Genomic DNA, 21,132 nt, shown 5'->3' on the forward strand with positions numbered 1-21,132 from the left:
AGGCTGTACGCGCGCCGGTGCCTGCCGGGCAGCAGCCGGGCCTCAGGCCGCACACCCCGCCGAACGCCGGCCGGGCCTCAGGCCGCACACCCCGCCGAACGCCGTGCCGGGCCTCAGGCCGGGCGTCCGGCCGAACGTCCCGCTCTCACGCCGAGTCGTTCAGCAGGCGTGCGAGATGCTCGCGGCCGGCGTTCAGCAGGCCGGGCAGTGGCTCTGCGTTCTCGTACCAGCGCCGCTCGTACTCCCAGCACAGCCAGCCGTCCCAGCCGTGCCGGGTCAGGACCTCGACGCAGTCGGCGAGCGGCAGCACCCCGGCGCCGAGGGCCAGCGGGGTGCTGTCCTCGGCCGAGGCGATGTCCTTGACCTGCACGTATCCGAGGTACGGCGACAGCGCCGCGTAGGTCTCCTGCGGCTGCTCGCCGCCGAGCCAGGTGTGCATGACGTCCCACAGCGCACCGACCTGCCGATGCCCGACCAGGCCGAGCACACGCATGGCGTCCGCGCCGGTGCGGTGCGAGTCGTGGGTCTCCAGCAGGATGCGTACGCCGAGGTCGGCGGCGTACTCGGCGGCGGTGCCGAGCCGCCGGGCGGCGATGGCGTCGGCGTGTTCGTCCTCGCCGCCGGGAAAGACCCGGACGAAGGGCGCCCCGAGGTCGCGGGCGAGGGCGACGAGCCCCCGGATCTCCTCGATCACGGGCTCGTCGTCGCCCGGCGCGGCGACACGTGGATAGCCCGCCAGCCCCAGGATCTCGATGCCCGCCGCCTTGAACCCGGCGGCGGCGTCGGCCCGTTCGTCCGGACTCAGCCCCGGATGGACCGGCTCCTCCGGATGGGCGCGCAGCTCCACGCCGTGATACCCGTGCGCGACCGCGAGCCGCAGCACCTCGGGCAGGGGAAGACCGGGGACACCGAGGGTGGAGAAGGCGAGCTTCATGGTCACCACTGTCACCCCGGTACGGGGTTCGGGTCCAGCGGGGGCCGCCGACGCCTCACCCGGGGGCACAGGCGCGGAACCGGCGCAGCAGCTCCCGTCCGGCCGGGCTCTCCGCTTCGAAGTCCTGGTGCCGCTGCTCCTGCGTGACGTCACGCCCCCAGAGCCGGGCTCCGTTGCACCGGAAGCAGAACGCGATCTCGAAGAGCGGCTCGGGATCGGTGTCGTCGTAGGCGCGGATGCCCCAGCCGGGGAGGAAGCAGCGGTACTTCGGGCTGTCCGGGAGCTCGCCGACCAGGCGCAGGAGCTGCCGTACCTCCTCCCCCGCCCAGACCTCGACGACGTCACCGGTCAGACCCCGAGAGGTGAGGTGCCTGGCGGGATCGCCGATCCGGACGACCTCGATCAGCTCGGCCCGGCCGTGCGCGGGGGGCAGCCTCACTCCCGCGGCACTCCGGAGGACCCCCGTACCATCAGCTCGCCCCGTACCGTGGCGATCCCGCCGGGCGGCGGTTCCTCGCGGCCCATGGCGATGCGACCCGCCCGCGCTCCCGCCTCGGCCAGCGGCAGCCGCACCGTCGTGAGGGAGGGCACCACGTCGATGCTGAAGGGGAGGTCGTCGAAGCCGGCGACCGAGACGTCGTCCGGGATCCGCAGGCCGGAGTCGCGCAGCGCCGCGCAGGCGCCCAGGGCGACGGAGTCGTTGGCGGCGACGACCGCCGTCAGGGAGGGATCCCGGCGCAGCAGTTCCAGCGTCGCCTCGTAGCCGGCCCGGCGGTCGTACCGTCCGTGCACGGTCCAGCGGGGGTCCTCCTCGATGCCGGCCGCGGCCAGCGCCGCCCGGTGGCCCTCCAGCCGGTGCCGGGTGGTCGTCCGCTCCTCCGGGCCCGCGATGTAGCCGAGCCGCCGGTGCCCGAGCCCGATCAGATGCTCGGTCAGTTCCCGGCCGCCCCCGCGGTTGTCGAAGGTCAGCGCGATCGCCGTGGTCTCCGGCGCCGGCGGCCGGCCGCACAGCACGATCCGCGTCCCGGCCTCGCCGAGTCGGCGCAGTTTCGCCGCCACCGCCGCCGCGTGCGGCTCGTTCTCCATGGCTCCGCCGGTCAGCACCACGGCCGCGGCCCGCTGCCGCTGGAGAAGGGTCAGATAGGTCAGCTCGCGCTCCGGCGAGCCCCCGGTGTTGCAGACCACCGCCAGCCGTTCGCCGCCGGCCCGCCCGCCCGGCCCGCCGATCTCCGACTGGATCGCACTCGCCATGATCCCGAAGAAGGGGTCCGCGATGTCGTTCACCAGAATGCCGACCAGGTCGGAGGTCGCCGCGGCGAGTGCGCTCGCCGGCCCGTTCAGTACGTAGTCCAGCTCGTCGACCGCCCGCAGCACCCGCTCCCTGGTGGTAGCGGCGACGGGGTAGTTCCCGTTCAGCACGCGCGACACCGTCGCGGGCGAGACCTGCGCGCGGGCCGCCACGTCCGCCAGGGTCACCGTCATCTCGTCTGTCCTCCGGTCACGCATCTCGTCGTACGTCGTCGTACGCCCTGGTAGACAGCTGCCTCGAGGGCTTGGTTCCGGGCGTGTCGAGCAGACCTTACGGCCCAGGACCCCCGCTGTTCGCCCCCTCGAACAACTCGAGATGGACACGGTCTTGTCCGGACCGCTGGTCAGAGGCTAGCTTCTCCTTGTATAGAAAGCGCTTGCTGTAACGCTGATCAGGAAGAGGCGTACGCGGCGCGCACAACCGCGTACTACGCCTACGAAGGGACCGACGTGACACGCAAGACGGTGCGTATCGCCATGAACGGCGTGACGGGGCGCATGGGCTACCGCCAGCACCTCGTCCGCTCCATCCTGGCCCTGCGCGAGCAGGGCGGGCTCGACCTCGGCGACGGCACCGTGCTGTGGCCGGAACCGATCCTCGTCGGCCGCCGCGAGCACGCCCTGCGGGCGCTCGCCGAGCGGCACGGCCTGGACCCGCAGAACGTCTCCACCGACGTCGACGCGGTCCTCGCCGACCCCACCGTCGACATCTACTTCGACGCCCAGGTCACCTCCGCGCGCGAGGAGGCCATCAAGAAGGCGATCGCCGCCGGCAAGCACATCTACACCGAGAAGCCGACGGCCACCGGCCTCGACGGCGCCCTCGAACTCGCCCGCCTCGCCACCGCCGCGGGCATCAAGCACGGCGTCGTCCAGGACAAGCTGTTCCTGCCGGGTCTGCTGAAGCTCAAGCGCCTCATCGACGGCGGCTTCTTCGGCCGGATCCTCTCCATCCGCGGCGAGTTCGGCTACTGGGTCTTCGAGGGCGACTGGCAGGCCGCCCAGCGCCCGTCCTGGAACTACCGCGCGGAGGACGGCGGCGGCATCGTCGTCGACATGTTCCCGCACTGGGAGTACGTCCTGCACGAGCTGTTCGGCCGGGTGAAGTCCGTCCAGGCCATCGCCACCACCCACGTCCCGCAGCGCTGGGACGAGAACGGCAAGCCCTACGACGCCACGGCCGACGACGCCGCCTACGGCATCTTCGAGCTCGACGGCGGCGCCATCGCCCAGATCAACTCCTCCTGGGCGGTCCGGGTCAACCGCGACGAGCTCGTGGAGTTCCAGGTCGACGGCACGGAGGGCTCGGCGGTCGCCGGCCTGCGCAACTGCCGTGTCCAGCACCGCAGCGCGACCCCCAAGCCGGTCTGGAACCCGGACATCCCCGCCACCGAGGTCTTCCGCGACCAGTGGCAGGAGGTCCCCGACAACGGCGAGTTCGACAACGGCTTCAAGGCCCAGTGGGAGCTGTTCCTCAAGCACGTCTACGCCGACGCCCCCTACCACTGGGACCTGCTGGCCGGCGCCCGTGGCGTCCAGCTCGCCGAACTGGGCCTGAAGTCCTCCTCGGAGGGCCTGCGTCTGGACGTCCCGGAGGTCACGCTGTGACGATCCAGCTCCCCGGCGCCGACGGCACCCTGCGCACCCACGAGCCCCGTACCGAGCCCCTCGCGCTCACCACCGGCGCGCCCTTCACCTCCCGTACGGTCTTCTCGGCGGCGCACGTCGTCGCGGACCCCTTCGCGGACACCACGCCCGACTCGCCCGCCGCGATCGACTGGGACGCCACCCTCGCCTTCCGCCGCCATCTGTGGTCCCACGGGCTCGGCGTCGCCGAGGCGATGGACACCGCCCAGCGCGGCATGGGCCTGGACTGGGCGGGCGCGGCCGAACTGATCCGCCGGTCGGCCGCCGAGGCGAAGTCCGTCGGCGGTCTCATCGCCTGCGGCGTCGGCACCGACCAGCTCACCGGCCAGGCGTCCCTCGCCGAGGTCCGCGCGGCCTACGAGGAGCAGCTCGCCCTCGTCGAGGCCTCCGGAGCGCGGGCCATCCTGATGGCGTCCCGTGCCCTGGCGGCGGCCGCGTCGGGTCCCGAGGACTACCTCGACGTCTACGGTCACCTCCTGCGCCAGTCCGCGGAGCCGGTGGTCCTGCACTGGCTGGGCCCGATGTTCGACCCGGCGCTGGAGGGCTACTGGGGCTCGTCGGACCTGGACACGGCGACGGACACCTTCCTGGAGGTCGTCGCCGCCCACCCCGACAAGGTCGAGGGCATCAAGGTCTCGCTGCTGGACGCCGGGCGGGAGATCGACATCCGCCGCAGGCTGCCGCAGGGCGTGCGCTGCTACACGGGCGACGACTTCAACTACCCCGAGCTGATCGCGGGCGACGAGAAGGGCTTCAGCCACGCCCTCCTCGGCATCTTCGACCCGCTGGGGCCGCTGGCGGCGGAGGCGGTCCGGGTCCTCGACACGGGCAACACGGCAGGCTTCCGCGAACTCCTCGACCCCACCGTCGAGTTGTCCCGCCACCTGTTCCAGACCCCCACCCGCTTCTACAAGACGGGCGTGGTGTTCCTGGCCTGGCTGGCCGGCCACCAGTCGCACTTCACGATGGTCGGCGGCCTCCAGTCGGCCCGTTCCCTCCCGCACTTCGCCCGCGCCTACGAACTCGCCGACGGCCTGGGCCTGTTCCCCGACCCCAAGCTGGCGGAGGAACGGATGAAGAGCCTGCTCGCCCTGTACGGAGTGAACCAGTGAGCAACCCGGACCTGACCCGCTTCTCCATCAACCAGATGACGGTGAAGCACCTGTCGATGCCCGAACTGGCCGACGCCTGCCGGGAGCTGGGCGTGACCAACGTCGGCCTGTGGCGCGAGCCGGTGCGGACGTACGGCGTGGAGCGGACCGCCAAGCTGGTCCGCGACGCGGGCCTGACGGTGACGACGCTGTGCCGCGGCGGCTTCTTCACGGCGCTAGACCCGGACGAACGGGCCGCCGCCATCGCCGACAACCGCCGGGCGATCGACGAGGCGGCGACCCTCGGCACCGAGGTGCTGGTCCTGGTCTCCGGCGGTCTGCCCGCCGGCTCCAAGGACCTGCACGGCGCCCGCGAGCGCATCGCCGACGCCCTGTCCGTGCTCGGCCCCTATGCCGAGGAGCACGGGGTGAAGCTCGCCATCGAGCCCCTGCACCCCATGTACGCCTCCGACCGCTGTGTGGTCTCCACCCTCACCCAGGCCCTGGACCTCGCGGAACGTTTCCCCGCCCACCAGGTAGGCGTCACCGTCGACACGTACCACGTCTGGTGGGACGACCAGGCCCCCGCGCAGATCGCCCGCGCGGGCGCAGGCAACCGCATCCACACCTTCCAGCTCGCCGACTGGACGACCCCGCTCCCGGAGGGCGTCCTCAACGGCCGCGGCCAGATCGGCGACGGCGCGATCGACATGCGCGAGTGGCTGGGGTACGTGACGGAGGCCGGATACACCGGCGCCATCGAGGTCGAACTGTTCAACGACGAGTTGTGGGCGAGGGACGGCCGCGAGGTCCTGGCGGAGACGGCGGCCCGCTTCGTGGAGCACACGGCGGACTGACGGGTCCGTGGCCTGCCCGCTTCCCGCGCTGGGGGGCAGGCCACGGCTCTAAGATCGGGTGCCACACCCGAGCGAACGGACGCCAACGCCCATGTACGTCAGCCGGATCATCGTGGAGGACATCAAGTTCTTCCACGGCCCCCGCGCAGTCGACCTCACCCTGACCCGCCCCGACGGCAGTCACGCCGGGTGGACGGTGCTCGCCGGGCGCAACGGCTCGGGCAAGACGACGCTGCTGCGGGCCATGGCGCTGGCGCTCAGTGGGCCGGGGGTGGCTCGCAGTCTGGTGCCGCAGTTCGAGAACTGGGTGACGGAAGAGCGTACGGCGGGTCAGGTCGAGGTCGAGATCAGCCGGGACGCGCAGCACGACCGGTTCTCGCAAGGCCGCCCGCCCGCTGGTGCCTTCTGGGCCGGGCTGCGCTGGAAGACGCCCCGCGACGGCATGGCAGGCAGGGTTCCGGTCCGCCGGGGTGTGCTGCCCGGACTCGACGAGATCAGGTACACCAAGGCGCAGACGAGCATTGCCCGCCGTGGTCCGTGGGCGGACAACCCGGCGGGCTGGTTCTCCGCGGCCTACGGGCCGTTCCGGCGGATGGCCGGCGGCTCGGGCGACGTGCAGCGGCTGATGCTGGCGTCCGGGCCCGTGGCCAGGCACACGAGTCTCTTCCATGAGGACGCCTCACTTGCCGAAGGCGTCGCCTGGCTGATCGAGCAGCATCTGCGTGCTCTGGAAGGCAGAGGGGGCGCCCGGGGGCTGAAGGCGTTCGCACTGGCGCTTCTCAGAGACGGACTGCTGCCGGACGAGTACCGGATCGACGACGTCGACTCCGAGGGCTTGTGGGTGGAACGGCACGACAGCCGCTTCCCACTGCGGGAGATGAGCGACGGGTTCCGCACGGTGGTGGCGCTTGTCGTCGACATTCTCAAGCAGCTGCACGACGTGTTCGGCGACGACCTGTGGGAGTCCGACCTCTGGGAAGCCAGAAGCCGGTCGATCGCGCTGATGACACCCGGCGTCGTCATCATCGACGAGATCGACACCCATCTGCACGTCTCCTGGCAGCGTCGGATCGGCCCCTGGCTGACCGCTCACTTCCCCCGCATCCAGTTCATCGTCACGACGCACAGCCCGTACATCTGCCAGGCCGCCGACCCCGGCGGCCTGATTCGGCTGCCCGGCGTGGACGAGGCGCGTCCGCCCGAGGTCATCGACCAAGACCTGTACGACCGGGTGGTGTACGGCAGCGGCGACGATGCCGTGCTTTCCGACCTCTTCGGTCTCGACACGCCCTACTCCGAGCGGGCCGAGCAGGTGAGGGCCGAGTTCGTGGACCTGGAGGCACGAATCTACGACGGGGCCTCGTCCCCTGAGTCGCTGGCGCGCTACAAGGAACTGAAGGAACGGCTCGCGAGCTCGCCGTCGGCTCGCGTGGGCGAGGTGTCGGCCCACCTCCACCGACTGGCGGAGGAGATCGCCGAGGAGGCGAAGGGCGCAACGGAGTGATCCGCCTGCGGCGTGCCCTCCTGCCGGCGGACACGACGGAACGACTGAAGGACTACACCGCCGAGATCCGTCAGCAGGCCACGGAGAAGGAACGCAAGGACAGGGCGAAGGAGCTCTGGGGGAATCGTCGGCAGGTCCGCCCCGCACTCGTCGCGGGGCTGGCGGAGATGGCTCCCGGCCGCGAACGCTGCATGTACTGCGGTGACAGCCAGGGCACGGACATCGACCACTTCGAGCCGAAGAGCCTCGCTCCGCTGCGCACCTTCGACTGGCTGAACCATCTGCTCGCCTGCTCGTTCTGCAACAGCAATCAGAAGCGGGACCTCTTCCCCACCGCGACCGACGGCAGCCCTCTGCTCGTCGACCCGACGGCCGAGGACCCCCTGGACCACCTGCGGCTGGTGCTCCCGCTCGGAACGTACCGAGGCCTGACCGACCGGGGACGGGCCTGTATCGAGGTGTTCGGCCTGAACTCGAGAGCGGTCCTGGTAGAGGGACGCAGGGACGCCTATGTGACGGCCGGGCACTCCATCGAGCTGTGGCGCATAGCCATGGACAAGGGGCAGCGTGACAAGGCGGCAGAGATCGTCCGGGTCACCTGGAACCGTCCCCTCATCGATGTGCTGGTCGCCATGTTCCATCAGTCCGGACATCCGGCTGCCGACGCCCTGTTCGCGGGTGAGGAGGAGATCCTCGACTTCCTCCTCGATTCCGAACTGCGGTCCGCGTTCCTGCACTTTCGGGGCCTCAGCTACTGACGCGTGGCAGTGCGCTACACCGAGCGCTCCCTGTCCGCCGCCATGATGCCCACGCATTCCTCGAGCGCCGCGTGCAGTGACGGTACGAAGGCGGCGAGTTCGGTGTCCGACGACCGGCCTCCGTCCAGTACGGCCCCGACGACCGTCACCAGGACGGCGGCGGCCTTCAGGGCGTGCGCGTCGGCCAGCGCCTCCAGCACCCCGCCGGGTCGCGCGACCACGAACGCCTCCTTGCCCGTGGCCGGGTCGACGCCGAGGCTGCGGAACCGCCTCGCGCTCATGCGGCGGCCTCCGCGGGGACGTAGTCCTGGCCCAGGGTGGCGAGGACCGCCGCGCGCCGCCGCTCCCGCTGGAGGTACCTGCGGTCCAAGGCGTCGCGTTCGCGTTCCCAGACGGCGAGGTACGGCCTGACCAGGGGCAGGCCGTCGGCGAGGAGCACGTCCGCGGGGCACGTCCGCGTCCGACGCGGGCGGACGGGCCGCGGCGCGGAGACCGCAGGGAACGGTGGGGGTGTGAGGCAGCGGCGCATTCCGCGCGGCGGCAGAAAAAGGCTCAGGACCGCGGCCAGTAGGCTGCGCATAGGTCGACTCCTCGTAAGTCGGCTCAGCCCCGGCAAGGAAGCTTTCACCTTCCCGCCGGGGCGTCATTGTTTCCTGTCCGGACTGTACCCCGAGCACGGTAGTAGTAGGTAGTGGTTGGTAGTAGTACTAAGTAATGCGCGGTGGAAGGTAGCGGCATACGGTCAACGGGTGGACAAGATCAGCCCCGATTCGCCGCAGTACGTCTATGAGCAGCTCGCCGCGATCATCGAGCGGAAGATTCGCTCCGGCGCGTACCCTCCGGGCACCCGGCTGCCGGGCGAACTGACCATGACGCACGAGCACAAAGTCGGTCCGGGTACGGTCCGCCGCGCTCTGGACATCCTTCGGGACAGGGGGCTGGTGGTGACCGTACGCGCCCGAAGCTCGTTCGTGGCCGACCCCCTGCCGCCCGCCCCCGGGACACCCGCGCCGCCCGCTTAGTGCCGCCGGATCGGGGAGAGCGAAGGGGCCGCCCCTCCGCCAGGTGTGAGCGGAGGGGCGGCCCCGGGGCGCCTGAGGGTGACGCGGTGGGTCAGTCGGGCAGGCGGCTCAGCATCCAGGTGCACAGCTCCTCGGTGATCCCAGTGTGCGGCGTGGTCGTCGAGGAGACGATGAAGTCGTCCAACTCACTCTCGTCCGGCGACAGTCCGTCGATCTTCACGTACAGGTCGGACTGCTTCTCGACGTCCCGGATCGCGACCGCGCTCACCGACGGAACGAAGCACACCTCCTCGTGCCGCAGGTCCACCGTGCCGCCGAGCTTCTTCAGGGTGTCGGCGAGGATCTTGTAGGTGTGCAGGGTGCCGCCCGGCGCGCCGTCGATCTCCGGGAAGCCGCTGGTCGTGATGGTCTTCTCGGCCTTCGGGAACCGCCGGTTGAGATAGGCGGCCGTCACGTCGTCACCCTGGGCCTGGGTGTAGAAGGTGGTGCCGGGGTAGATCCGGTCGACGCGCAGCGCGACCTCGCCGGGCTTCACGTCGGGCAGTCCGACCCCGTCGGCACGACCGTTGGCGAGGCCGATCAGACGGGGGATCCGCGGCCAGCCGCCCACCCGTTCCAGGGCGGCCAGGAACTCCGTGCGTTCCGGGGCGACGCCGATCTTGCCGGTGTCCTTGTCGTAGTGCCGCCACAGCATCTGACGTGCCGCCGGGCTGTTCATCTGCCTCGCGAAGTCGTTCGGGAACGGGATGAAGTGCGAGAACGCCTGCACGCCGACCGGGATGGACGCGCCACGGTGCGGGCTGTCGTAGGAGAAGTACAGGCCGGTGCGGTGGTCCATGCGCTGCGTCTCGAGCTTGGCCAGGGCGTAACGGGTGACGATGCCGCCCATGCTGAACCCGCCGACGACCAGCCGGGTGTCGTCGGCCTGCTCGGCGATGGTCCGCATGATGGCGGACACGGCCGTCTCCGCGTTGTCCAGGATGGACGCGCTGCGCTCGTCGAACCCGAGCAGGATCACGTCCCGGCCGCGCCGGCGCAGCTCGCTGACGAACGGGAACTCGCCGCCCTCCAGCCCCTGATAGAGCTTGTCGAGCTCGCTCCGGCCGAGGTTGAAACCGTCGGCCATGATCACGGGACGGCGGATCCCGCCGCTGCTGCCCTCGCCGGGGAAGACCCAGGCGAAGCCGTTCGGCAGATCCCATTCCTCGTGCTCGGGAATGTCTGCACGGGCTGCGGTCTCGATGGCCGGCGAGGCGTCGAGGGTGAACGCGCCTGCGTTGGGCTCGGCTGTTTCCGACATGGTCGCACTCCTTGGGGGAGGGGTGGGGAACGACCACATCATGGGGGTCGATTTCCCCCCGTCACCCGTTTGACCTGCGCGGTTCATTACAAGTGATGCAATGCGCCCGCGAGGTGTTTGATGCGCATGGCATGTGCCGGTGACCTGTTTCGTTCGCTCCGGCGTTCGCCTCGCCGCCTGCTCCGGCAGGCGCATCGAACGGGCTGTCAGAAATTTCTCGGAAGCCGTACAACCCTTGCGCACCTACGCCTGTCGTACGTGGCATCAGGGCTTCTGGAGGGGGATCCGGGGGGATCGCGGGGGTTCTGGTACGGAGGGGAGAAGCCGAGGGGGCCCGGTCGACGGACCGGACCCCCTCGAAGCTTCTCAGCAGCCCCGGTCGGTGGTTCTCAGAAGAACACCCCGCACCGCAGCAGGACGTTCGCGTACGGCCGCGCCTCCCCCGTGCGCACCACCAGCCGGGCTCCGGCGGACAGCCTCTTCAGCTCCTCGTGCGCGACCAGGGCCAGCTCGGGAAAGTGCCCGTCCAGCAGCGCGGCCGCCGCCGGATTCGCCCCCCGGACCTCCGCCGCCGCCGTGGCGCCCTCCACGACCAGCTCGGCGAGCAGCCCGTCGACCACCTCCGCGAACGACGGCACCCCCGCCAGGAACGCGAGGTCGACCACCCGGGGCCCGTCCGGTATCGGCATACCGGCGTCGCACACCAGCACGCCGTCCCCGTGCCCCAACTCGGCCAGCGCCCCGGCCAGATGACGGTTGAGGATCCCGGCCTTCTTCACCTGATCCCACCTTCCCCGCAGGCAAGGGCCTCGACCTCCCGCGCCGTCGGGAACGACTCCTGCGCCCCCCGCCGGGTCACCGCCGCCGCCCCGACCCGCGCCGCGTAGGCCGCAGCCTCGGCCAGGGGGGACCCCGTGCCCAGCCGCCAGGCCAGCGCCGCCGTGAAGGAGTCGCCCGCACCCGTCGTGTCCACGGCGTCCACCTGCACGGAGGCGATCCGGGCGACGCCCTCCGCGGACGCCACCAGCGCGCCTTGCGAACCCAGCGTCACGACCACCGACTTCGGCCCCTTCGCGAGCAGCAGAGCGGCCCAGTCCTGCGGATCCTCGCTCACGCCCGCCTCACCGAGGATCACCTTCGCCTCGTGTTCGTTGACGATCAGCGGGTCGCAGGCCGCCAGCACCTCGGCGGGCAGCGGGCGCGGCGGTGACGGGTTCAGCACGAAGCGGCTGCCCGGCGCCAGGTTCCGCACGACCTCCACGACCGTCTCCAGCGGGATCTCCAGCTGGGCCGACACCACCCGGGAGGCGTGGCAGAGGCCGGCGGCCGCGCGGACGTCCGCCGGGGTCAGCCGGCCGTTCGCCCCCGGTGACACCACGATGCTGTTGTCGCCCGACGGGTCCACGGTGATCAGCGCGACGCCCGTGGGCGCCCCGCCCACCAGGACGCCGGCCGTGTCGACCCCGGCCGCCCGCTGCGAGTCGAGCAGCAGCCGCCCGTGCGCGTCGTCGCCGACCCGGGCCAGCAGGGCCGTACGGGCCCCGAGCCGGGCGGCCGCGACGGCCTGGTTGGCGCCCTTGCCGCCGGGGTGGACCGCCAGGTCCGAACCGAGCACCGTCTCACCGGCGGCGGGCCTGCGCTCGACGTCGATCACCAGGTCGGCGTTGGCCGACCCTACGACCAGAAGGTCGTAGTCGTACATGAAGTGACTCCCCTGATACGTGACTCGGGGCGGACGGTCCCCGGAGGGGTCGCCCCCGGGTGACCGTCCGCCCGCTCGCCGAATGTCAGCCGGTGAACCCGGCCACGTTCTCCTTCGTGACCACCTTCACCGGCACCTTCACCGTCTCCTCGACCTTCTTGCCCTGGAGCGCCTTCAGCGCGTTGTCCACCGCGATCCTGCCCAGCTGGGACGGCTGCTGCGCCACGGACGCGTACAGCGTGCCGTTCTTCACCGCGGCCAGCCCGTCCGGGGTGCCGTCGAAGCCGACGACCTGGACCGACTTGCCGGCCTTGGAGCCCAGCGCCTTGATCGCGCCGAGCGCCATCTCGTCGTTGGCGGCGATGACGCCCTGGACGTCCGGGTGCGCCTGGAGCAGGTTCGACATCACGTCGAGGCCCTTGGTGCGGTCGAAGTCGGCCGGCTGCTGGGCCAGCACCTGGATGCCCGGGTAGGCCTTCAGACCCTTGGCGAAACCTTCCGCCCGCTCCCGTGCCGCGGAGGTGCCCGCCTGGCCCTGGAGGATCACGATCTTGCCGGTGCCGCCCAGCTTCTCGGCGACCGTCCTGGCCGCCAGCTCACCGCCGGCCACGTTGTCGGAGGCGACCAGCGCGTCCACCGTTGCCTTGTTGACGCCTCGGTCGACCGCGATCACCGGGATCTTCGCCTTGTCGGCGGCCTTCACCGAGTTGCTCGCCGCGTCCGAGTCCACCGGGTTGACGATGATCGAGTCGAGGCCGGAACTGGTGAAGTTCTGGAGCTGGTTGGCCTGCTGCGAGGCGTCGTTCTGCGCGTCCGTGACCGTCAGGTCCACGCCCAGCTTCTTCGCCTCGGCCTTCGCGCCCGACTGGATCTGCACGAAGAACGGGTTGTTGAGCGTGGACAGCGCGAGGCCGACCTTCGGGTTCGCGCTCGACGGGTTGCCGCCGTGCAGGAAGGAGGTCGCGCCGACGATCGCCACGGTGACCACGGCCGCGAGACCGTACGTCGCCGCCTGCCGGCCCTTGCCGCCGCCGCTGCCCGTCCCGGCCGCCATCGGGGTCGCCCCCGCCTTGCGGCGCACCGTGTCGAGGAGCACCGCCAGCGCGATGACGACACCGATGACGACCTGCTGCCAGAAGGCGGAGACGGACAGCAGGTTCAGGCCGTTCCTCAGCACCGCCAGGATCAGCGCGCCGATCAGGGTGCCCGAGGCCTTGCCCGTACCACCCGCGAGGGAGGCGCCGCCGATGACGACCGCGGCGATCGCGTCCAGCTCGTAGCCGTCGGCGGCCTGCGGCTGCGCCGAGGACAGCCGGGAGGCGAGCACCACGCCCGCCGCGGCCGCGAACACGCCGGACAGCGCGTAGATCGCGAGCTTCTGCTTCTTCACCCGCAGGCCGGAGAGGCGTGCCGCCTCCTCGTTGCCGCCGATGGCGTACATCGAACGGCCGATGTACGTCCGGCCGAGCACGAACGCGGCGATCAGCCCCATCACGACCATCACGAGCACCGGCACCGGCAGCCAGCCGCCGAGCGTGTCACCGAGGTGCGAGACCGAGTCGGGGAAGGCGATCGGCGAGCCCTTTGAGATCACCAGCGACAGACCGCGCGCCACCGACAGCATCGCGAGCGTCGCGATGAACGGCGGCAGCTTGCCGTAGGCGATGAGGAAACCGTTCACCAGGCCGGCCGCGATACCGGTCGCGACGGCCAGGACCACCGCGAGCACCACCGGCACACCGTGCTGCGTGGCGCTCCAGGCGAGCACGGTGGCCGACAGGGCCGCCACCGAGCCGACCGACAGGTCGATGCCCGCCGAGACGATCACGAAGGTCACGCCGAAGGCGAGAATGGCGGTCACGGCCGCCTGGACACCCACGTTGAGCAGGTTGTCCGTGGTCAGGAAGTCACCCGACAGCGCCGACATGGCGATGACGAGGACGATCAGCGCGGTCAGCGCGCCGTTGTCGAGGAGCAGACGGCGGACCGCCGCGGCGCCCCCGGCGCCCGCCCCGCTCTTGAGCGTCTCAGCGGCCACGGCCGGCCTCCAGTTCTTCGGTTTCGTCGTTTTCGTGGTCTTCGTGTTCTTCGTGTTCTGCGTGGTCTTCGCCGTGAAGGGTGGTGCCGACGGCGAGCGCCATGACGGAGTCCTGGGTCGCCTCGTCCGCCGACAGCTCGCCGGCGATCCGGCCCTGGGCCATCACCAGCACCCGGTCACTCATGCCGAGCACCTCGGGCAGATCGCTGGAGATCATCAGGACGGCGGCACCGGCGGCCGTCAGCTCGTTGACGAGCTGGTAGATCTCGACCTTCGCGCCGACGTCGATCCCGCGCGTCGGCTCGTCGAGGATCAGCACCTTGGTGTCGGCCAGCAGCCATTTGCCGATGACGACCTTCTGCTGGTTGCCGCCGGAGAGCGTGCGCACCTGCTGGCCGAGGCCCGCCATCCGCACGCCCAGCTGCCCCGCGATCCGCGCCGCCGCCTCGTGCTGGCTCTTGAGGTCCACCAGCCCGCCACGGGTCGCGGCCCGCATGGTGACCAGCCCGAGGTTCTCCTCGACCGACTGGTCGAGCACCAGCCCCTGGCCCTTGCGGTCCTCGGGCACGAGCCCGATCCCGGCCGCCATCGCGGCGTTCACGTCGTGCCGGGGGAGGTGCGCGCCGCCGACCCGGACGGCTCCGCGGTCGTAGGGGTCCGCCCCGAAGACGGCCCGTACGACCTCGGTACGGCCGGCGCCGACGAGCCCGGCGACACCGACGACCTCGCCGGCGCGCACCTCGAAGCTGACGTCGTGGAAGACGCCGTCCCGCGTGAGTCCCTCGACGGACAGCAGCGCGGCGCCCGTCCCGGCGCGTTCCCTGGGGTACTGCTGCTCGATGGAGCGGCCCACCATGAGCCGGACGAGCTCGTCCTCGGGCGTGGTGGCCGGGACCTGCCCGACGCTCCTGCCGTCCCGGATGACCGTGACCCGGTCGCCGAGGGCGGCGATCTCCTCGAGGTGGTGCGTGATGAACACGATGCCGACGCCGTCCTCGCGCAGCCTGCGCACGATGGCGAAGAGCTTCTCGACCTCCTCGGAGGTCAGCACGGCGGTCGGCTCGTCCATGATCAGCACGCGCGCGTTCAGGCTGAGCGCCTTGGCGATCTCGACCATCTGAAGTCGGGCGATGCCGAGTTCACGCACGCGGGTGCGGGGCGAGACGTTCACTCCCACCCGCTCCAGCAGGGCGGCCGCCTCGGTCTCCATCCGCTTCCGGTCGATCATCCCGAAGCGGCGCGGCTGCCGTCCCAGGAAGATGTTCTCGGCGACGGTGAGATCGGGAACGAGGTTGAACTCCTGGTAGATGGTGGCGATCCCGAGGCGCTCGGAGTCCTGCGCGCCATGGATGCGCACCTCCTCGCCGCCGGCCAGGATCCGCCCGGCGTCGGGGCGGTAGGCGCCGGAGAGCATCTTGATGAGGGTGCTCTTGCCCGCGCCGTTCTCACCGAGCAGCACATGCACCTCGCCCCGGCGCAGGTCGAAGTCGACGCTGTCGAGCGCGACCACGCCGGGGAAGGTCTTGCGTATGCCTTCGATGCGCAGCAACTCGTCCGCGTTGCTCACGTCTGGCTCCTGTTCATTGCGGGGGACGGCTCCGCGGAGGCGGGGAACTCCTCGGGAGCGGGCGGCTCTTGGGGGACCGGCTCGCCGCACGAACGGCGGACGACGAGCCGGGCCGGGAGGGTGACGGACTGCGGGGGCCGTCCCTCGATGCGGTCGACGAGGGCGCGCACGGCGGCGCGTCCCAGCTCACCCGTCGGCTGGGCGATCGCGGTGATCGGCGGGTCGGTGTGCACGAACCAGCGGATGTCGTCGAACGCGGCCAGCGCGATGTCCTGCGGAACCCGCAGCCCACGCGCGCGTACGGCGTCCAGGGCGCCCAGTGCCATGAGGTTGTCGGCGGCGAACACGACCTCGGGCGGTTCGGGCAGGTCGAGGAAGCCCTCGGTGACCCGCCGTCCGCTCTCGGCCTGGAAGTCGCCCTGGCCTATGTAGGCGTCCGGGAGGGGAAGCCCGTACTCGGCCATGGCGGCCCGGAAGGCCTCGACGCGCTCGCTGCCGGTGGTGGTGGCGGCGGGGCCCGCGATGATGGCGAGCCTGCGGTGCCCCAGCCCGTGCAGATGCGCGACGAGGTCCCGCACGGCCGCGCGGCCGTCCGACCGCACCACCGGCACGTCGACGCCCGGGATCCACCGGTCGACGAACACCATCGGCGTCCCCGCGCGCGCGGCGTCGAGGATCAGCGGCGAGCCGCCGTCGGTCGGGGAGACGAGGAGGCCGTCGATCCGGCGGTCCAGCAGGGTCCGTACGTGGTGGTCCTGGAGGTCGGGCCGCTCGTCGGCGTTGCCGATGATGACGCTGTAGCCGAGCGCGCGGGCCTCCTCCTCCACGGAGCGGGCCAACTCGGTGAAGTACGGGTTGAGCACGTCGCTGATGACCAGGCCCAGGGTGCGGGTCTGGTCGGTGCGCAGCGACCGGGCGACGGCGTTCGGGCGGTAGCCCAGTGCCTCGACGGCGGCCAGCACACGCGTGCGTGCGTCCTCGCTGACCGACGGATGGTCGTTCAGGACGCGCGACACCGTGGCGACGGAGACCCCCGCCTCGGCCGCGACGTCCTTGATGCTCGCCATCGCCGCCCCACCTCCTTGTGGACTCGGTTCATGAACGTCGAGGTCATGGAATCGATTACATCGACGTGTAGGAAGGATTGGAATCGATTACACGGGGGTTAATCAAGCCCTCGACCACATCCCGACACCGGATCGTGATGAACGGCGCCCGGCGGGCGGCCGACGGTCGCCCCCCGGGGCCTGTCGGTGGCGGGCGGTAACGTCGGATCATGACCGATCAGGCGGGGGCCGCCCAAGCGGGAGAGCGGCGTACGGCCACGCTGGAAGGCGTGCTCGAGCGCATCACGTACGCGAACGAGGAGAACGGCTACACGGTCGCCCGTGTGGACACCGGCAGAGGCGGCGGCGACCTCCTCACGGTCGTCGGCGCGCTGCTCGGCGCCCAGGTCGGCGAGTCCCTGCGCATGGAGGGCCGCTGGGGCTCCCACCCGCAGTACGGAAAACAGTTCACCGTAGAGAACTACGTGACCGTGCTGCCCGCCACCGTCCAGGGCATCCGCCGCTACCTCGGCTCGGGACTGGTCAAGGGCATCGGCCCGGTGTTCGCCGACCGCATCACCCAGCACTTCGGCATGGACACCCTGAAGATCATCGAGGAGGAGCCGAAGCGCCTCATCGAGGTCCCCGGACTCGGCCCGAAACGCACGAAGAAGATCACCGAAGCCTGGGAGGAGCAGAAGGCGATCAAGGAGGTCATGCTCTTCCTCCAGACCGTCGAGGTGTCCACCTCCATCGCGGTCCGCATCTACAAGAAGTACGGCGACGCCTCCATCTCGGTGGTGAGGAACCAGCCCTACCGGCTCGCCGCGGACGTCTGGGGCATCGGCTTCCTCACCGCCGACAAGATCGCCCAGTCCGTCGGCATCCCGCACGACAGCCCGGAGCGCGTCAAGGCGGGCCTCCAGTACGCGCTGTCCCAGGCCACCGACCAGGGCCACTGCTACCTCCCCGAGGAGCGGCTGATCGCCGACGCGGTGAAGCTGCTCCAGGTCGACACCGGCCTGGTCATCGAGTGCCTCGCCGAACTCGCGGCGCCGCCTCAGGAGGGCGAGGACCCCGGGGTCGTACGCGAGAAGGTCCCGGCGGCCGACGGGGGAGAGCCGGTCACCGCCATCTACCTGGTCCCCTTCCACCGCGCCGAACTCTCCCTCTCCGCCCAGCTGTTGCGCCTGCTGCGCACCGACGAGGACCGGATGCCGGCCTTCCGTGACGTGGCCTGGGACAGGGCGTTGGCCTGGCTGAGGTCCCGTACCGAGGCCGCACTCGCGCCCGAGCAGGAGGCGGCCGTCAGGCTCGCGCTGACCGAGAAGGTCGCCGTGCTCACCGGCGGCCCCGGCTGCGGCAAGTCCTTCACCGTCCGCTCGATCGTGGAGCTGGCCCGCGCCAGGAAGGCGAAGGTCGTGCTGGCCGCCCCCACCGGCCGCGCCGCCAAGCGCCTGGCCGAGCTGACCGGCGCCGAGGCCTCCACCGTCCACCGCCTTCTGGAGCTCAAGCCCGGCGGTGACGCGGCCTACGACCGGGACCGCCCGCTGGACGCGGACCTGGTGGTGGTCGACGAGGCGTCGATGCTGGACCTGCTCCTCGCCAACAAGCTGGTCAAGGCCGTACCCCCGGGCGCGCACCTGCTCTTCGTGGGGGACGTCGACCAGTTGCCCAGCGTCGGCGCGGGCGAGGTGCTGCGCGATCTGCTGGCCGACGACAGCCCGGTGCCCGCCGTGCGCCTCACGCGCGTGTTCCGCCAGGCCCAGCAGTCCGGCGTGGTGACCAACGCGCACCGGATCAACGCCGGACAGCACCCGGTCACCGACGGCATGAAGGACTTCTTCCTCTTCGTCGAGGACGACACGGAGGAGGCCGGCCGCCTCACGGTGGACGTGGCCGCCCGGCGCATTCCGGCGAAGTTCGGCCTGGACCCGCGCCGGGACGTGCAGGTGCTCGCGCCCATGCACCGCGGCCCGGCCGGCGCGGGCGCCCTCAACGGCCTGCTCCAGCAGGCCGTCACCCCCGGTCGCCCCGACGTGCCCGAGAAGCGGTTCGGCGGCCGGGTCTTCCGCGTCGGCGACAAGGTCACCCAGATCCGCAACAATTACGACAAGGGGAAGAACGGTGTCTTCAACGGCACCGTGGGCGTGGTGACCTCGCTCGATCCGGTCGACCAGCGCCTGACGGTGCTGACCGACGAGGACGAGGAGGTTCCGTACGAGTTCGACGAACTGGACGAGCTGGCCCACGCGTACGCGGTCACCATTCACCGTTCACAGGGAAGTGAATATCCCGCAGTGGTGATCCCCGTCACCACGGGAGCATGGATGATGCTTCAACGGAACCTCTTGTATACGGCCGTGACGCGCGCCAAGAGGCTGGTCGTCCTCGTCGGCTCCCGCAAGGCGATCGGTCAGGCGGTGCGCACGGTGTCGGCGGGCCGTCGCTGCACGGCCCTGGACCACCGGCTGGCGGGCCGCTGACGGGCGGTTCGTGCGGGAACGTCGGGACATCACAAAAAATGATCGATCAAATGAGTCGTGAAGGTCACAGAGCACTTCCCCAAGCGTGACGAAGGCGGCAGGATGAGCTGGTTGGCGGCACTGAGTGCCGCCGATAAGCCCAATGGTCGACCCCGAGTGCACTCTCGTGCGCCAAATGGGGGATGGTTAGAGACAGTCAGGGCAACCTCGAAGAAGAGGCACAACGTCGGTGAGGGATGACGTGAGCGAGCACACCAACAACGCTGTAGTACTGCGGTTCGGCGATGGCGAGTACACCTACCCGGTGATCGACAGCACCGTCGGCGACAAGGGCTTCGACATCGGGAAGCTTCGCGCCCAGACCGGTCTGGTGACCCTGGACAGCGGCTACGGCAACACCGCCGCCTATAAATCCGCCATCACGTACCTCGACGGCGAGCAGGGCATCCTCCGGTACCGCGGCTACCCGATCGAGCAGCTGGCCGAGCGGTCGACCTTCCTCGAGGTCGCGTACCTGTTGATCAACGGCGAACTGCCGACCGTCGACGAGCTGTCCGTCTTCAAGAGCGACATCACCCAGCACACGCTGCTGCACGAGGACGTCAAGAACTTCTACCGCGGCTTCCCGCGCGACGCCCACCCGATGGCCATGCTCTCGTCGGTGGTCTCCGCGCTGTCCACGTTCTACCAGGACAGCCACAACCCGTTCGACGAGAAGCAGCGCAACCTCTCCACGATCCGGCTGCTCGCCAAGCTTCCGACGATCGCGGCGTACGCCTACAAGAAGTCGATCGGCCACCCGTTCGTCTACCCGCGCAACGACCTCGGCTACGTCGAGAACTTCCTGCGCATGACGTTCTCGGTGCCGGCGCAGGAGTACGACCTCGACCCGGTCGTCGTCTCCGCGCTCGACAAGCTGCTGATCCTGCACGCGGACCACGAGCAGAACTGTTCGACGTCCACGGTCCGCCTGGTCGGCTCCTCGCAGGCGAACATGTTCGCCTCGATCTCGGCCGGCATCTCCGCGCTGTGGGGCCCGCTGCACGGCGGCGCCAACCAGTCCGTGCTGGAGATGCTCGAGGGCATCCAGGCCAACGGCGGCGACGTCGACTCCTTCATCCGCAAGGTGAAGAACAAGGAGGACGGCGTCCGCCTGATGGGCTTCGGCCACCGGGTGTACAAGTCCTTCGACCCGCGCGCGAAGATCATCAAGGCCGCGGCGCACGACGTCCTCTCGGCCCTCGGCAAGTCCGACGAGCTGCTGGACATCGCGCTGAAGCTGGAGGAGCACGCGCTCTCCGACGACTACTTCGTCTCGCGCAACCTCTACCCGAACGTCGACTTCTACACGGGCCTGATCTACCGGGCCATGGGCTTCCCGACCGAGATGTTCACGGTCCTGTTCGCCCTGGGCCGCCTCCCGGGCTGGATCGCCCAGTGGCACGAGATGATCAAGGAGCCCGGCTCCCGCATCGGCCGCCCGCGCCAGATCTACACGGGTGTCGTCGAGCGCGACTTCGTTCCCGTCGAGGAGCGCTGACACCTGCCGGTGGGGGCGCCGCTGCTTGAGGGCGCCCTGTCGGCGGGTCGTGTCCTCCTGGCTTGCCCGGGGCGTCGTCCGGGTCCGCTGGTCACGGGATCGCGGGTGGTCTCGGGGTTGCGGCCGGGGGTCCGGGGGGTGCCCCCGGGCGGCACGGCCACGGGTGTCGTCGAGCGCGACTTCGTTCCCGTCGAGGAGCGCTGACACCTGCCGGTGGGGGCGCCGTCCGATCGGGCGCTGCGTCACCGGCGAATATTCCTGACTGCCCGGGACCGATGTCCCGGGCAGTGGTGTGTCCGGGCAGTGGTGTGTGCGTCACCCGTGGTCCTGCC

The 21,132-nt window shown here is 70.6% G+C and carries 19 protein-coding genes; 8 read left to right on the plus strand and 11 right to left on the minus strand.

The features are described from left to right. Window positions 1-145: 145 nt before the first annotated feature. Genes QQM72_RS25105 through QQM72_RS25115 form a run of 3 tightly spaced genes read right to left on the minus strand, consistent with a single transcriptional unit; the run spans window position 146 to window position 2,416 of the window. Window positions 146-934: a sugar phosphate isomerase/epimerase family protein gene (locus tag QQM72_RS25105; protein WP_314223112.1), complete on the minus strand. Its 789-nt coding sequence runs from the start codon at window positions 932-934 to the stop codon at window positions 146-148. A 55-nt stretch (window positions 935-989) separates the two neighbouring features. Then, a complete protein-coding gene (locus tag QQM72_RS25110) occupies window positions 990-1,373 on the minus strand; it encodes a hypothetical protein (protein WP_314223113.1) in 384 nt (127 codons plus the stop codon). Then, window positions 1,370-2,416, minus strand: a complete 1,047-nt coding sequence (locus QQM72_RS25115; protein WP_314223114.1) for a LacI family DNA-binding transcriptional regulator — start codon at window positions 2,414-2,416, stop codon at window positions 1,370-1,372. Before QQM72_RS25115 ends, QQM72_RS25110 begins: the two co-directional genes overlap by 4 nt. A gap of 276 nt (window positions 2,417-2,692) precedes the next feature. On the opposite strand from QQM72_RS25115, the gene QQM72_RS25120 reads away from it, so the two are divergent. The 5 genes from QQM72_RS25120 (at window position 2,693) to QQM72_RS25140 (ending at window position 8,099) form a co-directional block, all read left to right on the plus strand. Then, the gene (locus tag QQM72_RS25120; RefSeq protein WP_314223115.1) at window positions 2,693-3,850 is read left to right on the plus strand and encodes a Gfo/Idh/MocA family protein; all 1,158 of its coding nucleotides are present in this window, start codon (window positions 2,693-2,695) and stop codon (window positions 3,848-3,850) included. Beyond that, on the plus strand, window positions 3,847-5,001 hold the full coding sequence (locus QQM72_RS25125; protein ID WP_314223116.1) for a dihydrodipicolinate synthase family protein: 1,155 nt from the start codon (window positions 3,847-3,849) through the stop codon (window positions 4,999-5,001). The genes QQM72_RS25120 and QQM72_RS25125 overlap by 4 nt, the downstream gene beginning before the upstream one ends. Window positions 5,002-5,036: 35 nt before the next feature. After that, the gene (locus QQM72_RS25130; RefSeq protein WP_399078582.1) at window positions 5,037-5,837 is read left to right on the plus strand and encodes a TIM barrel protein; all 801 of its coding nucleotides are present in this window, start codon (window positions 5,037-5,039) and stop codon (window positions 5,835-5,837) included. 91 nt (window positions 5,838-5,928) lie between these two features. Then, window positions 5,929-7,341 (plus strand): AAA family ATPase, encoded by a 1,413-nt coding sequence (locus QQM72_RS25135; protein ID WP_314223119.1) that lies wholly within the window; start codon window positions 5,929-5,931, stop codon window positions 7,339-7,341. Beyond that, on the plus strand, window positions 7,338-8,099 hold the full coding sequence (locus QQM72_RS25140; protein WP_314223120.1) for an HNH endonuclease: 762 nt from the start codon (window positions 7,338-7,340) through the stop codon (window positions 8,097-8,099). Before QQM72_RS25135 ends, QQM72_RS25140 begins: the two co-directional genes overlap by 4 nt. Before the next feature lie 14 nt (window positions 8,100-8,113). Here the strand turns inward: QQM72_RS25140 and QQM72_RS25145 are convergent, their stop codons facing one another. Next, on the minus strand, window positions 8,114-8,380 hold the full coding sequence (locus QQM72_RS25145; RefSeq protein WP_314223121.1) for a hypothetical protein: 267 nt from the start codon (window positions 8,378-8,380) through the stop codon (window positions 8,114-8,116). Continuing rightward, the gene (locus QQM72_RS25150; RefSeq protein ID WP_314223122.1) at window positions 8,377-8,538 is read right to left on the minus strand and encodes a hypothetical protein; all 162 of its coding nucleotides are present in this window, start codon (window positions 8,536-8,538) and stop codon (window positions 8,377-8,379) included. Before QQM72_RS25150 ends, QQM72_RS25145 begins: the two co-directional genes overlap by 4 nt. A gap of 310 nt (window positions 8,539-8,848) precedes the next feature. Here QQM72_RS25150 and QQM72_RS25155 point away from each other — a divergent pair, with 310 nt between their 5' ends. Continuing rightward, a complete protein-coding gene (locus QQM72_RS25155; protein ID WP_314223123.1) occupies window positions 8,849-9,121 on the plus strand; it encodes a winged helix-turn-helix domain-containing protein in 273 nt (90 codons plus the stop codon). Between the two features lie 91 nt (window positions 9,122-9,212). On the opposite strand, the gene QQM72_RS25160 is transcribed toward QQM72_RS25155, so the two are convergent. The 6 genes from QQM72_RS25160 to QQM72_RS25185 form a co-directional block, all read right to left on the minus strand. Further along, the gene (locus tag QQM72_RS25160) at window positions 9,213-10,421 is read right to left on the minus strand and encodes an esterase/lipase family protein (RefSeq protein WP_314223124.1); all 1,209 of its coding nucleotides are present in this window, start codon (window positions 10,419-10,421) and stop codon (window positions 9,213-9,215) included. A gap of 389 nt (window positions 10,422-10,810) precedes the next feature. Then, window positions 10,811-11,200: a D-ribose pyranase gene (rbsD, locus tag QQM72_RS25165; RefSeq protein ID WP_314223125.1), complete on the minus strand. Its 390-nt coding sequence runs from the start codon at window positions 11,198-11,200 to the stop codon at window positions 10,811-10,813. Next, window positions 11,197-12,123, minus strand: a complete 927-nt coding sequence (locus tag QQM72_RS25170; protein WP_314223126.1) for a ribokinase — start codon at window positions 12,121-12,123, stop codon at window positions 11,197-11,199. The genes rbsD and QQM72_RS25170 overlap by 4 nt, the downstream gene beginning before the upstream one ends. Window positions 12,124-12,208: 85 nt before the next feature. Further along, window positions 12,209-14,161 carry an ABC transporter permease/substrate-binding protein gene (locus QQM72_RS25175; protein ID WP_314223127.1) on the minus strand — a complete coding sequence of 651 codons (1,953 nt, stop codon included), beginning with the start codon at window positions 14,159-14,161 and terminating at the stop codon, window positions 12,209-12,211. Next, window positions 14,151-15,728, minus strand: a complete 1,578-nt coding sequence (locus QQM72_RS25180) for a sugar ABC transporter ATP-binding protein (RefSeq protein WP_314223128.1) — start codon at window positions 15,726-15,728, stop codon at window positions 14,151-14,153. The genes QQM72_RS25175 and QQM72_RS25180 overlap by 11 nt, the downstream gene beginning before the upstream one ends. Beyond that, the gene (locus tag QQM72_RS25185) at window positions 15,725-16,795 is read right to left on the minus strand and encodes a LacI family DNA-binding transcriptional regulator (RefSeq protein ID WP_314223129.1); all 1,071 of its coding nucleotides are present in this window, start codon (window positions 16,793-16,795) and stop codon (window positions 15,725-15,727) included. The genes QQM72_RS25180 and QQM72_RS25185 overlap by 4 nt, the downstream gene beginning before the upstream one ends. 209 nt (window positions 16,796-17,004) lie before the next feature. Between QQM72_RS25185 and recD2 the strand changes: the two genes are divergently transcribed. After that, on the plus strand, window positions 17,005-19,260 hold the full coding sequence (recD2, locus tag QQM72_RS25190) for an SF1B family DNA helicase RecD2 (protein ID WP_314223130.1): 2,256 nt from the start codon (window positions 17,005-17,007) through the stop codon (window positions 19,258-19,260). 241 nt (window positions 19,261-19,501) lie between these two features. Beyond that, window positions 19,502-20,800, plus strand: a complete 1,299-nt coding sequence (locus tag QQM72_RS25195; protein ID WP_314223131.1) for a citrate synthase — start codon at window positions 19,502-19,504, stop codon at window positions 20,798-20,800. Window positions 20,801-21,132: the final 332 nt, after the last annotated feature.

Origin of the sequence: Streptomyces zaehneri (assembly GCF_032248645.1) — a bacterium.
GTDB classification, from domain to species: domain Bacteria; phylum Actinomycetota; class Actinomycetes; order Streptomycetales; family Streptomycetaceae; genus Streptomyces; species Streptomyces coriariae.